Source organism: Mesorhizobium sp. WSM4806, assembly GCF_055811635.1.
Map to the genome: position 1 here is coordinate 58,179 of NZ_JBVVQZ010000029.1, position 15,926 is coordinate 74,104.

Below are 15,926 nucleotides of genomic sequence, written 5' to 3' on the forward strand. Positions count from 1 at the left end.
AAATGTCGGCGCTTGAGCCCACGAAACTGGACCGGCCGCGGGCAAGCCGCGACTGGTCGGCCGCCGATTCCGGCACAGCAAGGTCGGTCGCGGCGGCGCTTCGCGGCGCCGATCTCGGCGACCGTCTGCGGTCGCTGGCGCTGGCGGCACCTTTGCTTGTGCTGCTGGCGCTGAGCTTCGGCATCCCGATCGTCCTGCTTCTGTCGCGCGCTGTTTATGATCCGACGATTGCCGACGCCTTGCCGCAGACCAGCCAGGCATTGGCCCGCTGGAACGGCACGGGACTGCCCGACGATGCTGCGTTCCTGGCCCTTGCCGCCGATCTTCGGAGCAATCAGGCCAAGGGCACCGCCTACGAACTCGCCAAGAGCCTGAACGCCCGTCTACCAGGTGCACGCAGCCAAGTGCTCAAGATGGTGCGTCAACTCGAGGCCGCCGAAAGGCCGCCGCTGGAGGTGATGAAAGCGGTGCCGTTCTGGTCGGCGCCGGGCACATGGCCGGTCATCGAGAGCGGCACCCATAGCGTGACGTCGTTCTACCTGCTGAGCGCGCTTGATCTGCGCTGGAATGCCGATGGCGGCATCGAAAGGGTGCCGCCCGAACAGGCGATTTTCCTGCAGGTGTTCATGCGCACATTCTTCGTCGCCGCTGCGGTGACGCTGGCCACGCTGATACTGGGCTTCCCCCTCGCCTACCTCATCGCCTCCGTGCCCAAGGGCCTCGCCGCCATCCTCATCGTCGCGGTGCTGCTGCCGTTCTGGACGTCGATCCTGGTGCGAACCGCGGCCTGGACGGTGCTCCTGCAGAAATTCGGCCTGGTCAACGACCTGCTGCTGTGGCTCGGCGTTGCCGACGACCGGCTCGACCTGATGTACAGCCGCATCGGACTGATCATCGCCATGACCCACATCCAACTGCCGTTCACGCTGCTGCCGATCTACAGCGTCATGCGCACCATCCAGCCCTCGCAGATGAAGGCTGCCTATTCGCTCGGCGCAAAACCTTTTACCGCCTTCCGCCGCGTCTACCTTCCACAGGTCTTTCCTGGCGTGATGGCCGGCTGTCTGCTCACCTTCATCCTCTGCCTCGGCTATTACATCACGCCGGCGCTGATCGGCGGCGCCAGCGACCAGTTGATCAGCAATTTCATCGCCAGTTACGTCAATGTCGAACTAAACTGGGAGATGGCGGCGGCGCTCAGCTTCATCCTGCTCGTGTTCACACTGGCGCTGTTCGGCATCTTCGCCCGCATCCTCGGCCTCGACCGTCTCAAGCTGGTGTAGCCATGTTGCTGTCTCCCTATCCTACGACCGGCGAGAGAATCCGCATCACCCTGCTATGGCTGTGGTGCGGCATGGTGATCCTGTTCCTCCTCGTGCCGATCCTTATTCCCGTTCCCTTGTCGTTCAACAGCGGCGCCTTCTTCATCTTTCCGCTGGAGGGAATTTCGACGCGCTGGTACGAGGTCGTGCTCGGAACCCAGCGCTGGCAGGCAGCCATCGGCAACAGCCTGATCGTTGCGTTCGGGACGACGCTGATCGCAACGATATTAGGCACATTGACGGCGATCGCACTTTCCGACGAAAAATTTCCCGGCCGCCGCATCGTCATGCCGCTGCTGTTGTCACCGCTGATCGTGCCGGTGGTGATCACTGCCGTCGGCTCGTATCTGTTCTATGCCCGCGTCGGTCTCGCCAGCACCTATGCCGGCATTATCCTGGCGCATACCGCGCTCGCCAGTCCGTTCGTCGTCGTCACGGTGGGAGCGAGCCTCACCGGCTTCGACCGCAATCTGATGCGCGCCGCCGCCATCTCCGGAGCAAAGCCCATCACGTCGTTCTTCAGGGTGATGCTGCCACTGATCCTGCCCGGCGTGCTGTCAGGGGCGGCCTTTGCGTTCGTCACCTCGTTCGACGAGGTCGTCGTGGTGCAGTTCCTGGCCAGCGCCAATCAGCGCACCATGCCGCTCGAAATGTTCATCGGCCTGCGCGAGAAGCTGAGCCCGGCAATCACCGCTGCCGCGACGCTGATGATGGCACTGTCGATCGTGCTGCTCGTGGTCGCCAATTTTCTGGCCCGCCGTAGCAAGCAGCGACCGCGCATCGACTAGGAATGTCGTGCGGCGGTCGGCCAAAGCCTCCATCGGCCTGCCCGCGTCAGGCCGCTTTACGGTGCGATTTCCATGTCTCGTGGTGCTTGCCCCACGCCGACATGACTGTCACCGCATCGTTCAGGCTAAAGCCGAGCGGCGTAATCGAATATTCCACGCGAGGCGGCACCTCGTCATAGGCGCGCCGGCTGATCAGCCCGTCGGCTTCCATCTGCCGCAATTGTTGCGTGAGCACCTTTTCGCTGACGCCAAGCAGCAAGCGGCGCAGTTCGGCAAAGCGGTAAGGCCGCAGGTGCAGTTCCCATAGCAGCGAGGTCTTCCACTTTCCGCCGACGGCCTGCAGCGCGGCAGCAAAACCGCAGCTGTCTGGTTCCTTGCGCCTCATTTAGCAGCTCCTGTCATGATGGCGATAGCTTACCTCAAGGTGCGTACTTCTCAGAGAACGAACGGAAGTTCTGAGTACTCGCGCCCTATCTCAGAAATGTACAGGGCCAGGGCGGCGGTCGAAATATCGCTGAGGGAATGTTGCCGCTCAAGATCTTCGAGTATATGGCGCACGGCAAACCGATAGTATCCTCCGACCTGCCAGTTATCCGTGAAGGTTTGAGGGATAGTGTTCACAGCGTTCTGGTGGCCCCAGACAACCGGTCGGACTGGGTCAAAGCCCTTCAGCGCCTGCGCGAAAACAAGGTGTTTCGGGATCAGACAAGGTGTTTCGGGATCAGATTAGGCTGCAGGCGGAGACGGACTTTCTGGCCAAGCATAGCCGCATCGCACGCGCAACCAACATATTAAAGGAAATCGAAAAGCGGATGCCGTCGAGCGGAAGCTTATAGGGCTGCACAGTTTGTCTTGTTTGGCGGCCGTTGATCCAAGTGTCGGGCATCGCGCCTGCAGACAATGTCGTCTGCTACGCCATCAAGTCCATTGCGGCAGCGAGATTTCGAACGAGGTTGCCGAGGTCGCAATGTCGTCTTTTCGATAAAGGATCTCGTGGACGAAGTGGACCGACACGCCTTTCGTGCGAGCGGCTATGGTTACCTGATCAACGTCAGCCAATTGATGCACTCGGGCAGCGGCGAACCCTACCGGATCGCGATCTGCGGCGGCGAGTCGACGGAACCGTGGCCGGAACCGACGGCTCCGGTCGAGGCCGGCCTGCGCGAGAAGGCGATGGACTTGGTCGGGTGGAGCTACGAGGAAGCAGGGCTGAGGCCGCAGCCGGACCTCGAAGTCGACATCACTCCGGCCGCAGGACTGGGACCTTTCGGACCTGACGATCTCGGATCCCGATCCGGATGGCGGAACGCAATGCCCAACCTGCTTGTTGCACTTGACCTGACTTCCGGAGGGGCTTACGCCATGGCGAGGGCGAGCAACGCCTAAACGCGACCAGAGCGGACCGTAAACCGTCTTCACCGCGAGGAGTCCCGTCATGGCTAGAGAACGGTCTCTGAGAAGATCGACATCGGTGTTGACTAGGGCTCGGCGGCTCGGACGAAATTTCCTGCGCTGGCTGGAGGGAGACAGCCGATCCCAACAGCTCAGAGACGAAGTTCTGTTTTGGAGACACTGGTTCTCCACTCAGGGATCATTCTGGCCAGAGGACTACAAGGAACGTCTTGACCCCAATTTACCAATTCAGGATCACGTTGGGCGATATGTCGACAGGTTGACGCCCAACCCAGTTCACATACTCGATGTGGGGGCTGGCCCGTTGACGAAGCTCGGCAAAGTGCATGCTTCGAAAGAGATCAGGATTATTGCAACTGACCTGCTGGCATCAGAATATGATCAAGTTCTGAGAGATTTTGGCATTCAACCTATTGTTCGAACAGTCTTTGGTGACGCCGAAAACCTTACCACCCAATTTGGCGATTACAGTTTCGACATTGTTCATGGACAGAATTGTATAGACCACACCGCTAGTCCACTCAAGGCAATACAACAAATGCTCTCGGTCACAAAACATGATGGTTTCGTCGTGCTTTATCATGCTGAAAACGAAGGTAAGACGGAATCGTACAAGCAGCTGCACAAGTGGGACTTCACATGTGAGAAAGGACACTTCGTTATCAGAGGGCCTGGGCCGGGTGGGGGTTCGGTGGATGCCACTATCGCGCTGGCCGCGGTAGGTTCTGTTGAATGTAGCTTGGACGACAGCGCGGTGCTTGTTGCAATCCGAAAGCATCCGCAAAGACGTCAGTGATATCTGGCCAACCTGCTCGCAGGCGGCCTCCTATTTCGGGGGGATGGGTTCAGATAGCCGTCACCTGAGGTATCGCGGGGTAACACTTCGGTTCCGCTTCGCTCCACCTCCAATCCTTGGCACCCACTGCACGCCTAGTTGAGGAGACCACACCAACTTGCTATAATGGTTAGCCTGCTTTTCCTGGACTGCCAACGGCATACTACCCCGCATTCGGGTATTGGACCCTCTCCAGGATTGAGGCACTTCAGAAATGTCGAGCATAACGCCACTTGCCAAACAGGAACGGAAGTACTTGGTGGAATCGCATCGTCCCCTGGTCTCGATCATAACCCCGTTTCTAAACGCAGGTTCCTTCTTACAGGAGGCAGTCGAGAGCGTGTTGGATCAAACTTACACAAATTGGGAATTAGCCCTTATTGACGACGGTTCTACAGATGAGAGCACAGACGTCGCCAAACGTTACGCGGAGCAGTCGCCGGGTAAAATTCGATACTTAGAGCATTTCGGGCATCGAAATCTGGGGGCGAGTTCATCGCGCAATCTGGGGCGCGAACATTCGTCAGGCGAGTACATTGCATACTTGGATGCCGATGACGTTTGGCTTCCAGATCGACTGGAGCAACAATTATCAATTTTTGAAATGATAGCAGAAGCCGGTATGGTGGTTGGGTCGACGGTATATTGGCATCGGTGGACGGGTCGCGCTGAAGACAAAGACAAAGATGAGTTTGTGCTCGTCGGTGCACCTCAGAACAGCTTGGCGCGGCCTCCTGCTCTGCTCTCAGCGTTGTACCCTTTGGGCGAAGGCGCGTCGCCGTCGATGAATTCTGTGCTGGTGAGATCGGATGTTGTCGACCGAATTGGGGGTTGGAACGATGAATTCAAACGGGTATTCACAGACCAAGTGTTCCTGGCGAAGGTATACACCTCGACGCCTGTTTACGTTTCCAGCGCCTGTTGCGACTATTACAGACAGAGGTCTACGTCGAGCAGCCAAATCGTACGCCAAGAAGGTGAGTTTCATAAGTGCCGGCACCAGTTTCTCGTTTGGTTGGAAGGTCATATGATATCTGTTGGGATGGAGCAATCAAACGAGTGGAGAAAACTTCAGCGCGCACTTTGGCGGTATCGGCACCCAGTAATGAGTCGAGTCGCGAGAACGTTGACCCGCGCGTACAGCAGTCTGACGAGCTCGAGCGCGCCGTGAATACGAGGTGCGTCTAGAGATAGAGAGGAAGCTTACCGTGGGCGAGCGGGATCCACTCGTTAGTATTGTTATCACATGCTTCAACCACGGCACCTTTTTGCAAGATGCCTTTCACAGTGCTCGACGGCAAACCTATCGAAATGTCGAGATACTGGTGGTTGACGATGGGTCGACTGACAACTCGCTTGAGGTGGCGAACAAGTTAGAACATGCCATTGTTCTTCACCAGAGGAACGCTGGATTGCCGTCAGCGCGCAACGCCGGGTTGCTTAAGTCGACTGGTGCCTACGTGACGTTTTTAGACGCCGATGATATTCTGTTGCCCAATGCAGTCGAGCTGGGCGTGGCGGCACTCATCACGCGGGCTGGATACGCGTTTGTATGTGGCGGGCACCGTGGGGTGTCGCTGGATAGAGTTGCCCTGTGGGAACGGTCGCCCGCATACGAAGGCGATCCTTATAAAGGATTTCTTAGGGGCAATTTTATCGCGATGCACGGTACGGTACTCTACGATCGCTCTATCCTGGTTCGGGAGGGAGGTTTCGATCCGGGATTGGAAGCCTGCGAAGATTATGACGTTTACCTGCGCCTTGCTCGAAAGTACCCGATCGAAGTGTACAGCGAAATAGTTGCCGAGTACCGCCAGCACGACTATAACATGTCACGTAATTACCAAAAGATGCTGCGGAGCGCATTGTTGGTTTTAAGGCGCCAAAAGATGCACACCGGCAGCGACCGATCCTATAAAGCAGCTTATAGAGACGGCATAGGCTTTTGGAAAAGATTGTACGGTAGGCAAATGATCAAGGCAGCTGTGCGGGATCTAAACAGAAGCGGGAAATTCAGGAGCGCAATTCTGACCCTTGCGTGGGCTGGCCAGCACGCGCCGGCTGCTTACATCGATCTGATAGCATCATCACTAGGTTATCCCCGGGGACCCCATTGACGTGCTGAGCAGGTGGCGTCAGGTGCCGCGCCTCTCGCAGGCGACTGATTTGCTAGGTCGGAGCTTCTAAACCAATACCAGGGCAGGGAAGCCAGTGAATTGTAGTGTGGTTTTGGATTTGAATTTCCTGAACGCTGATGTCACTAAGATGGCAGCAAACTATCACCACTAGATTCAGGTGCGGTTGATCCATGGCCAATCTGAGTGATGAATCCGCTGCGCTAGTATCCGTGGTGATACCGGTCCATAATGGCTGTGGGTTCGTAGAAAACGCTGTTCGATGCGCAGCGGAGCAGACATGGCCCTCAATTGAGATCATCGTGGTTGATGATGGGTCGACGGACGCCACCGCCAGCGTCGTGCGTGAGTGTGCTGCTCGCGACAAGCGAGTGCGATTGATACATCAGGCGAATGGAGGCGTCGCTGTCGCCCGGAATGCGGGGATCGCGTCTGCGCAAGGCGATTACGTTGCTTTCCTCGACGCGGATGACCTCTGGCACCGTGAAAAGATTTCTAAGCAGATGGAGGTCATGCAGCGCGGGGGCGCCGACATTGGTATAGTCTACTGCAGGTACCGAGAGGTCGATTCCGATGGAGCGATTATAAATAGCCCACACTTCCCACCCTATGAGGGGTACGTTTACCCATTGCTCGTTTTGTTCAATTTCATGGGCGGGGGCAGCGCGGTATTGGTAAGGCGGAAATGCCTGCTGGAGATAGGAGGATTTGATCCCAGTCTTCGGGCCAGGGGAGCACAAGGGGCAGAGGACACAAGGGCGTTTCTCGCCATCTCGGAGCGATACACGGTACGAATAGTCGATTCCTATCTCATGGGGTACCGCCTCTCGGATGGCAGTATGTCTAGCAATATCTTCAAAATGTTTAAATCGCGGCAGATTGTCCTGCGTGAAGTACGGAATCGGCACCCCGAACTCCCGGCCTTTCTCTTCCGCTGGGCGGTGGGCGAGAACGCTAGCTGGCTAGCGGAGGGGTCGCTGCGTGAAGGGAAGTTTCGTCAAGGCCTGGCGCTTCTAGCGAGAACGATATTGATCGATCCTCAATCCGCATTAAATTTGAGAATAGCGCGATCGTTGACGCGAGGGATTTCGCGCCGACTGAAAGATTGGTTCGGCTGGACGTCTTCAGATCACTCCGTCAAAAGCAAGAGACAGCATATCCGCCATTTTCATGAAATATCGCCGGAGGAGGGATTGCAGACTGAACCGCGTATTCCGGATAGGCACGACCGACGCCGGGCGGTAGCCGCACGATTGGCCGTTGCTGGCGTGGTACCGACATCGTGAACCACGCCTACGCATATTTCCTAAGATCCTTTCTGAGACCACACTTGTGGGCATTCCCAACACTGGTCATGCTCGGCGTTGCTTCTGCTGCGGTTGAGGGCATCGGGGTTGCGATACTCGTTCCGCTTATATCCTACCTGTTTCGATCGCCCGATGTGGCTGTAGTATTCCCTTTACTTGGTCGCGCAACGGATATCTGGCCGGCAGCTAATCAGACAACCGTTTTACTATCATTGCTATTTGGTGTATTACTCCTGTTCGCAAGCAAGGCTGCTATTCAATACTTATATTCTTTTGTTGCGCTAATTATCAGCAAAAAGATTGTTTTAGACCTGCGTGCGTCACTATTTGACAGTTTGCTTCGCGCCGATTTTCAGTTTGTCAGCAGTAGCAGTTCTGGCCGAATGTTCAACATCGTCCAGGGAGAGACGTGGCTCGCAGGTGAGTTCGTGGTTGCAGTAGCGAAAGGATTAGTTAGCCTGTTCTCCATTACTGCATTTTGCGTAATTCTATTTCTTCTGTCTCCGCGACTGACTGTAGTCTCCCTAGCTGGTTTAGCGCTCATTGGTGTTGTTACTATCATTCTTACTAGGAGAGTGAGGCGTCGAGCCGCTATCGCAAAAGAAACCAGCGCAGAGCTCTCATCGAGGCTGATCGAAACGTTGGAGGCTCTAAAGGTAATTAAACTATTTTCTCGAGAGAAGCGGGAGTTCAGAAGATTCGCTAATATAGCAGCGCGTGATCGTGCAGCGTCAGTTGACGTGGAAAAAGCTGCCGCGATAATAGGCCCAATTACAGAAGTTCTTTTTGCGCCGCTCCTTTTGGTTATCGTAGCATATTCCTGGAGCATGGGTATCCCCGCGGGTACGCTAGTCGCCTTTCTCGTCCTTCTGTACCGGCTGCAGCCTCACGTTCGAATGCTGAATCATGTGCGAGTCGAATTGTCCCGAGCTTTGCCGACGCTGGATCATATCAGGGACGTGCTTCAAAAGCCGGAGGAATTAAGCGGGTCACGGGCATTCAGTGGGCTGGCCAGGAGCATTCGATTTGAGAACGTGAGCTTCACCTACGTGGGTAGCGACACGGCAGCTATTTGTGACGCAAGTTTTGAAATAGTGAAGAACCGTCTGACTGCATTCGTCGGCTCTTCTGGATCTGGAAAAAGTACTGTGGCAGCTCTGTTGTGCCGTTTTTTTGACCCCACCCGGGGTACGATGTCGGTCGATGAGGTAGATGTTCGTTCCATTAGGTTAACAGACTGGAGAGAGCGGATCGCATTTGCCGGGCAGGACGCTGAACTTCTTGGGGACACTATTTTAGATGTGATAAGCTATGGAGCAGAAGATTGGGATCGCGACAGCGTGCAAGATGCCGCGCGGGCTGCGCAGGTTCACGAGTTTGTTGCCCTCCTTCCGGATGGGCTTGATACTCCAGTCCGTAGGCGAGGTCACCGTTTTTCAGTAGGTCAGCGACAGAGAATCGCTATTGCCCGAGCATTGAGAAAAAACTCAGAAATCTTGATCCTGGATGAGGCGACAAGCGCCTTAGACGCTGCTTTGCAAACAGCAATAGATACTAGCATAGACAAGCTAAGGGGCAAAAGGACGATCGTTGTCATCGCACACCGTCTCAGCACGATACAGTCTGCCGATCATGTTATTGTTCTGCATCAGGGCCGAGTTATTGAACAGGGGTCTCCTAGAGAATTGCTCAGCGACGAAGACAGCTCGTTCTACCACATGTGGAAGTTGGAGCATGCCGGCGCTTCGCGCTAACAGGTATTGGAGTTCTTCAACGCAGCGAGAATTTATATCTTCCGATCGAGCGCGCCGAACATAAAACGGACCCTCGTCGAAAGGGCCATCAGTCTATCGGAGAAGTAATTATGACATCGAATGTCTGCGTGCTCGGCGCGGGCCGAATGGGCTCGTCCATCGCTCGAACGCTGCTCGATCGCGGCTATCCAACATGGGTCTGGAATCGGACCGCGGCAAAGTGCGATCCATTGGCGGCCCTTGGCGCGAAGGTAGCCCCTTCAGTGGAGGATAGGATCCGAGCGGCCGACGTCGTGATCATCAATGTTCTCGACTATGCCGCCAGCGACGCTTTGCTGAAGCGGGTTGGCATCGCTTCGGCATTGGCCGGCAAAGCCGTCGTGCAACTCACCTCCGGCTCACCGCGTCTGGCGCGGGAAGAAGCCCGGCTGGGTGGAAGCGCATGGTGCCGGGTATCTGGACGGAGCGATCATGGCCACTCCGGACTTTATCGGCAAATCAGAGACCGCACTGCATTATTCGGGTTCCCGTGACGTTTACGAGAAGCACAAGCCCCTGCTTTTCGCACTCGGCGGCGCCACGAGCTATGTCGGGGAACTGCCGGGTCAAGCCTCAGCGCTTGATACCGCTCTGCTCACGCAGATGTGGGGCGGGCTCTTCGGAGCACTCCAGGGCATGGTCGTCGCCGAGACCGAAGGTCTCGACCTGGCGACGTTCAGGAACCATCTTTCCGGATTCAAGCCTGTTGTCGATGCCGCTCTGTTCGACCTGGTGGATAGAACGAATGCACGCCGTTTTGCCGGCGACGACGCGACGCTGGCGTCGTTGGGCGCCCACTACAGCGCCTTCCAGCATCTGCTTGAGGCATGCGAGGAGCGAGGGCTCGACGCGGCTATGCCGCGCGCCATGGATATGATCTTTCGACAGGCGCTTTCGCTCGGGCGCATAGAAGATGATTGTGCATCTCTGGCACCCCTGTTTCGAAATGGCTCGTCGCGCCACAGCCGGGAGACAGCGAATGCATAGCGGCAACACAAAGCGAACCGCAACCTGCTCATGCCGGAGCGTGGAACTTGTCCTCGCCGGCGAGCCGCGACGCGTCTATGCGTGCAGTCGCATGGAGTGCCAGCGCTGCACCGGAACGGCGTTCTCGTACCGGGCCATCTACGCCGGTTCTGCCCTCGTCGACCAGAAAGGCGAGACCAGATCCTGGCGCAGAACCGGCTCGTCGGGACAATGGCTGGAGCAGACATTCTGCACCACATGCGGCTCGGTCGTCTTCATGCGGGCAGAAGGGCTCAAGGATGCGCTGTCGGTATCGGTCGGCTGCCTGGAGGACCGGGAATTCCCACCCCCGATAATGCTCCATTGGCCTCAAAGAAAGCATGGATGGCTTTGTTTGGAAGGCGTGCCCGAAGCAGCCGCCTCTTGAGGAGCGGATCACCAAACGATGCCTGGCTTGCAGCAGGCTCGGCATCGTGAGTCCGGCAACGTCTCCTTCGGCAATCGATTTCCGTTCAAGACGGTCCTGATTGGGCGGATAGCTGTCGCGGGCGACTGCGAATCCCAAGGCTCCCTCGCAGCACTCCTTGCAACACTTTGCGCTCCCCGACGTTCTCCCAAGGCACGCTCCGAAGCCGATTGTCGCGGCTCCAATTGCAAATCCAATTGCTGGAGCGAGGGAGCCATAACGGCTTCGCTGGCTGGCCACGGCACGCTGCGTGCCGTGGCGGTTCGGCGACCTACATCGGTATGACGCTGGAGGAGACGCCATGGACATGGGCAACAGGAAGACGCAGTTCAATATCTGGTACTGGATCGTCGCCTTCGTCGGGCTGATGATGTTCCAATATGTCTACACTGCCACGCAGAATATCGCGCAGATTCCCTACAGCCAGTTTGAGACCCTGCTGCGTGACGGCAAGATCGCCGACGTGCAGGTTTCCGATCGCTTCATCCAGGGCCGCTTCAAGGAACCGCAGGACGGCAAGCCGCTGTTCATCACCACGCGCGTCGAGCCGAATCTCGCGCGGCAGCTGCAGGAACACGGCGTCACCGTCACTGGCCAGATCGAAAGCACCTTCCTGAGCGACCTGCTCTCCTGGGTCGTCCCGATCCTCGTCTTCTTCGGCTTGTGGATGCTGCTGATGAGGCGAATGGGTGGTGGCATGGGCGGTTTGATGCAAATCGGCAGGAGCAAGGCCAGGGTCTATGTCGAGGCCAATACCGGGGTCAGATTCGAGGACGTGGCGGGTGTCGATGAAGCCAAGGCCGAGTTGCAGGAAATCGTGGATTTTTTGAAAAGCCCGCAGGAATACGGCCGTCTTGGCGGGCGCATGCCCAAGGGCGTGCTGCTGGTCGGACCGCCCGGCACCGGCAAGACACTGCTGGCGAAAGCCGTTGCAGGCGAGGCAAAAGTTCCGTTCTTCTCGATCTCGGGCTCAGAATTCGTCGAGATGTTCGTAGGCGTCGGCGCCGCCCGTGTGCGCGACCTGTTCGAACAGGCACGCGCCAAGGCCCCAGCGATCATCTTCATCGACGAGCTCGACGCGCTGGGCCGCGCCCGCGGTGCGAGCCCGATGATGGGCGGCCACGACGAAAAGGAGCAGACGCTCAATCAACTCCTGGTTGAGCTCGACGGTTTCGATCCGAAGATCGGCGTCGTGTTGCTCGCCGCGACGAACCGCCCGGAAATCCTTGACCCGGCACTGCTTCGCGCCGGCCGTTTCGATCGGCAGGTGCTGGTCGATCGCCCGGACAAGCAAGGTCGCGTCCAGATCCTCCTGGTCCACATGAAGAAGGCGAAGCTGGCGGCGGATGTCGATGCAGAAAAAGTCGCCGCGCTGACGCCAGGTTTTACCGGCGCCGATCTCGCCAACCTGGTCAATGAGGCAACCCTGCTCGCCACGCGCCGGAGGGCGGATGTCGTCACGATGGACGATTTCAACAATGCGGTCGAGCGCATCGTGGCCGGACTCGAGAAGCGCAACCGGCTGTTGAACCCGAGGGAACGCGAGGTCGTCGCCTATCACGAAATGGGCCATGCGTTGGTAGCCATGGCGCTGCCCGGCGTCGACCCCGTGCACAAGGTATCGATCATCCCGCGCGGCGTAGGCGCCTTGGGCTACACGATCCAGCGGCCGACCGAGGACCGCTTCCTCATGACCCGCGAGGAACTGGAGAACAAGATGGCGGTGCTGCTCGGCGGCAGGGCGGCCGAGTGGATCGTGTTCGGGCATCTGTCGACGGGGGCCGCCGACGACCTGGCCAAAGTGACCGATATCGCCCGCGCCATGGTGACGCGTTACGGCATGTCGGAAAAGCTCGGCCATGTGGCGCTGGAAAAGGACCAGCGCTCCTTCCTGAGCCCCAACCCACTTGCCGGCGGTCCGCGCGAGCACGATTACGGCGAGGCCACCGCCGAGGCTATCGACGCGGAGGTTCGCAGCATCGTCGACACAGCTTTTTCGCGAACCGTCGGGCTCCTCACCGAGCGACGGGACCTGCTGGAGAAGACGGCGCGCAAGCTGCTCGAGATCGAGACGCTCAGCGAGGCCGAGCTCGCATCGCTCGTCGGAAACGTCTCGGCACCGGATCGCACGGAGGCATCCGATCCGCAATCGGGGAAGCGACCGGTACGACGAGGCAAGGCTGCGGCTACAAACGTCTCGCGCCCGGCCGAGTGATGACCTTCCTCGTCCCAACGTGGTCCCCGGGTCCCAACCACCGCTCGTCCAAAAGCCCGATACGGGCTGCAAGATCGCCGTACATCGTCATGCTGCAGCCCAGGACAAAGCCGCCGGGATGGACATCAGGGTCAGTCGCTCGCGGACCGGCGACCGTTTGATCGTGAACGGCAGATCGCTGGCATCGCCAATCTGGACGCGGCCTCCCCAGGTGACCCGTTCCCAGTGGCATAGTGTCGCTGCCAATCACTGAGATAGTCGCCCAAGACCTGGCAATCATCAACAACGAAGACCGGCACGGCCTCTCGCACGCGCCCGGCCGGCATTGCGGGCCGCCGCCATTCGGCGTCGCGCGGCGGCGCCGGTTGACCAATAAGGCGGCGTTACGCGACCGATCCTTGTCTGTTTTTCGGATTTGGCGTTGCTTCGTCAAGGTCCGAACCCGTCAGCTACGATAGGCCAGGCTGAATGACCGATATCATTTGCCTCGAATTCACCCCGATCTGCGATGGGTGACCCGCCTTGATGGCATGTTCGCTTTCGTGCTGGCGACGCCGGAGCGGATCATCGCGGCGCGCGACCCACGCGCGGCATCAAGCCGCTCTACGTGGCGCAGCTCGGAGAGGGGCTCGCCTTCGCGCCTCCGAGTTGAAGGCCTTCGACGGGATCGGGGTCGAGCCCGTCGAGGCAATCCCGCCCGGCGCCCTGCTCGACAGTCTTCACGAACCGCGGCGCTGGTTCGCACGCCCCACGGCGATGCCGAGGGGACGGGGTGTATTGGCAGCTTGGGTCGACATGACGTTGAAGCTTGCCCATTCCCAGGCCAAACTCGATCACCCTCGCCCCAGGTAGCACTAACCGGGCAATGATTTTCGTCCTTTCCTCCCAGTCCTCGAATTCCGATGCATCGGTCCACCGCTCAAAGTCGGTCTTTCCGAACAGCTTGCATCTGAGCGCTTTTAGTCTTGTCGACCAACCGTTATATTTCAGCATGGCGGCCCCTGCTTCAGCCTTGGTCCCCGATCACGTCGCGAATGCGACGGTAAGCGGTATGGCCGGCAGCGATTTGAGCTTCGGCCCTGGCCAGTATCGCCGGGCGAATAGCGGGCGCCTCTTCCCACAGGCGCCGGAGCGCCGATCGAAGCTTCTCGGCAGAGTTGGGATGATCGAGTGCCACCATCTCGCAGCCCGTGCCGAACATATCGGCGAGGCCAAGGAACTTGTCGACATAATAGTCGGATCTGGCGAGCCCGATCGTCGGGATACCGTTGGCCAACGCGAAAACGCCGGCGTGGTAGCTGCCAGTGACTACGACCCGACAACGCTGGATTTGCCGAATGAGGTCGATCGGTGTGCGGATCGCGAGTGCCCGGTTCAGCTCGGTCTCATCGGTGGGCATCAGTCCACGAATTGCGTCGATGTCCGCTTCGCGAGGCACCCATGAGACTGGAACGGCGATCAAGGGTGCCTCGAGCGAATCCGATGTGGCGCCTAAGACATGTCGCAGCCCTTCGAGAATATCCACTGATACTCCTGAATAGGAGGAAAGACGTAGATTGACGCCAATGCCGGTGCCAAGCTCATCCACTCGCATCTCATGCGCCATTTCGATGGCGTCATCGCCGGTTGCGCAGATCCTGTCCTTGGAAACACCCAGCTCCGCGAGCAGAGGAAGCCCGGCTCGCGTTTCGCGAAGCGCGATCAAGTGGAGCCTTGGCAATATGGCCGATGCACGCGCTCTTAGCTCGGCATTGGCAAGCGGGCCCATCCCCTGGCCGACCATGACCACCGGCCGTCCTTTCCTTGCAAGCGCGAGATTCAGAGTTTCGAGTACCGACAGGGCATATTCTGGGAAAGCGTCTGTGATTCCGCCCATTCCACTTACAAGCACAAGGTCTGCCCTGTCCACAGCATCGGTGAAGCGAAGAAGTGCCGCGCGCGCATCCGGCATGTGCCTAAACTTAAGGCTCCAGAACAGAGAAACGAGTCTCGGCGCGTGTCGGCGAATGCGATCGGGCCAGTGCTTGGGCACGAACCGCTTCAACTTGGCCGGCCTGAAATCAGGCTTGAGCCATAGGGCGCGCCCTTCGGCGGACAGGGGGGTGGCAAAGGGACAGAAGAGGCGAAGCGCGTCCGGATCGTCAGTCAGAACGTTGATCGTCGAATTGTCGCACAGCCGCGCAAGCCGCTCCGTGGCAGCATAGAGCATCGCCATGTCACCGATATTACGCAGCACATAGTCGCTCGGCTCTACGAGTATCTGGATTGGGCGATGGTTAAAGCGCATCCTTTTCCCCTAGATCCGAGTGGAGAGGACCGAAGGTTAGCACAACGTCTGAGGCAATCGAGCCCATTTGCGCGACGTCGGATTTTACTGACACGTCTGCTTGGATCAGATCGCGATGATGCTTGCGCCGACCTGAAGGTCCACTCTTCAATATTCGAGGCCAGAAGCGGCGGGGCTGCCTCGGCCCCAAATCTACCCCAGAGCTGTAGCTCGGGCATTGAGTTGTGTGCGTCAAGTACTGCAAAAATGGCGTGGCATTCAGCGGTGACGTTGGCGTGTCCGCCGCGCAGCCCCCGTGTTTAGCGGAGCGGCGGACATGGCGGCCGCGTCTCAGGCGGCCAGTGCCCTCAGGTTCTCCTTCTTGTGCTCGCGCAGATGATCCATGTTGAGGTAGCGGGT

General features: G+C 58.3%; 15 protein-coding genes and 1 pseudogene. 13 read left to right on the plus strand and 3 right to left on the minus strand.

Features of this window, described 5'->3' with window-relative positions; genetic code table 11:
• Positions 1-2 precede the first annotated feature (2 nt).
• The gene (locus tag AC0L2M_RS31865) at positions 3-1,283 is read left to right on the plus strand and encodes an ABC transporter permease (RefSeq protein WP_287238555.1); all 1,281 of its coding nucleotides are present in this window, start codon (positions 3-5) and stop codon (positions 1,281-1,283) included.
• A 2-nt stretch (positions 1,284-1,285) separates the two neighbouring features.
• Positions 1,286-2,110 carry an ABC transporter permease gene (locus AC0L2M_RS31870; protein WP_128246938.1) on the plus strand — a complete coding sequence of 275 codons (825 nt, stop codon included), beginning with the start codon at positions 1,286-1,288 and terminating at the stop codon, positions 2,108-2,110.
• Between the two features lie 46 nt (positions 2,111-2,156).
• On the opposite strand, the gene AC0L2M_RS31875 is transcribed toward AC0L2M_RS31870, so the two are convergent.
• Entirely contained in the window at positions 2,157-2,495 is a 339-nt protein-coding gene (locus tag AC0L2M_RS31875; protein ID WP_128246937.1) for a winged helix-turn-helix transcriptional regulator, read from the minus strand.
• A gap of 137 nt (positions 2,496-2,632) precedes the next feature.
• Here AC0L2M_RS31875 and AC0L2M_RS31880 point away from each other — a divergent pair, with 137 nt between their 5' ends.
• From AC0L2M_RS31880 to ftsH, 11 genes are all read left to right on the plus strand, one after another.
• Positions 2,633-2,905: a glycosyltransferase gene (locus tag AC0L2M_RS31880; RefSeq protein ID WP_128246936.1), complete on the plus strand. Its 273-nt coding sequence runs from the start codon at positions 2,633-2,635 to the stop codon at positions 2,903-2,905.
• Positions 2,906-3,112: 207 nt separating this feature from the next.
• On the plus strand, positions 3,113-3,496 hold the full coding sequence (locus AC0L2M_RS31885) for a hypothetical protein (RefSeq protein ID WP_128246935.1): 384 nt from the start codon (positions 3,113-3,115) through the stop codon (positions 3,494-3,496).
• Between the two features lie 49 nt (positions 3,497-3,545).
• Positions 3,546-4,319 carry a class I SAM-dependent methyltransferase gene (locus AC0L2M_RS31890; RefSeq protein ID WP_473536923.1) on the plus strand — a complete coding sequence of 258 codons (774 nt, stop codon included), beginning with the start codon at positions 3,546-3,548 and terminating at the stop codon, positions 4,317-4,319.
• 253 nt (positions 4,320-4,572) lie between these two features.
• Positions 4,573-5,529 (plus strand): glycosyltransferase family 2 protein, encoded by a 957-nt coding sequence (locus AC0L2M_RS31895; RefSeq protein ID WP_473536924.1) that lies wholly within the window; start codon positions 4,573-4,575, stop codon positions 5,527-5,529.
• A 37-nt stretch (positions 5,530-5,566) separates the two neighbouring features.
• Positions 5,567-6,475, plus strand: coding sequence for a glycosyltransferase family 2 protein (locus tag AC0L2M_RS31900; RefSeq protein ID WP_287292327.1), 909 nt, complete (start codon positions 5,567-5,569; stop codon positions 6,473-6,475).
• Between the two features lie 191 nt (positions 6,476-6,666).
• Positions 6,667-7,779: a glycosyltransferase family 2 protein gene (locus AC0L2M_RS31905; RefSeq protein ID WP_353842965.1), complete on the plus strand. Its 1,113-nt coding sequence runs from the start codon at positions 6,667-6,669 to the stop codon at positions 7,777-7,779.
• Positions 7,780-7,823: 44 nt separating this feature from the next.
• Positions 7,824-9,554, plus strand: coding sequence for an ABC transporter ATP-binding protein (locus tag AC0L2M_RS31910; RefSeq protein ID WP_473536925.1), 1,731 nt, complete (start codon positions 7,824-7,826; stop codon positions 9,552-9,554).
• Positions 9,555-9,664: 110 nt separating this feature from the next.
• A complete protein-coding gene (locus AC0L2M_RS31915) occupies positions 9,665-10,087 on the plus strand; it encodes an NAD(P)-binding domain-containing protein (RefSeq protein ID WP_287238565.1) in 423 nt (140 codons plus the stop codon).
• The gene (locus AC0L2M_RS31920; protein ID WP_473536926.1) at positions 10,026-10,580 is read left to right on the plus strand and encodes an imine reductase family protein; all 555 of its coding nucleotides are present in this window, start codon (positions 10,026-10,028) and stop codon (positions 10,578-10,580) included. The genes AC0L2M_RS31915 and AC0L2M_RS31920 overlap by 62 nt, the downstream gene beginning before the upstream one ends.
• Positions 10,573-10,986: a GFA family protein gene (locus tag AC0L2M_RS31925; RefSeq protein ID WP_473536928.1), complete on the plus strand. Its 414-nt coding sequence runs from the start codon at positions 10,573-10,575 to the stop codon at positions 10,984-10,986. Before AC0L2M_RS31920 ends, AC0L2M_RS31925 begins: the two co-directional genes overlap by 8 nt.
• Positions 10,987-11,326: 340 nt before the next feature.
• Positions 11,327-13,240, plus strand: a complete 1,914-nt coding sequence (gene ftsH, locus AC0L2M_RS31930) for an ATP-dependent zinc metalloprotease FtsH (protein WP_473536929.1) — start codon at positions 11,327-11,329, stop codon at positions 13,238-13,240.
• A 37-nt stretch (positions 13,241-13,277) separates the two neighbouring features.
• On the opposite strand, the pseudogene AC0L2M_RS31935 reads toward ftsH, so the two are convergent.
• Positions 13,278-13,591 (minus strand): annotated as a pseudogene (locus AC0L2M_RS31935) (glycosyltransferase family 2 protein); the annotation flags it as partial.
• Positions 13,592-14,246: 655 nt separating this feature from the next.
• Positions 14,247-15,527, minus strand: a complete 1,281-nt coding sequence (locus AC0L2M_RS31940; RefSeq protein ID WP_287364064.1) for a polysaccharide pyruvyl transferase family protein — start codon at positions 15,525-15,527, stop codon at positions 14,247-14,249.
• Positions 15,528-15,926: the final 399 nt, after the last annotated feature.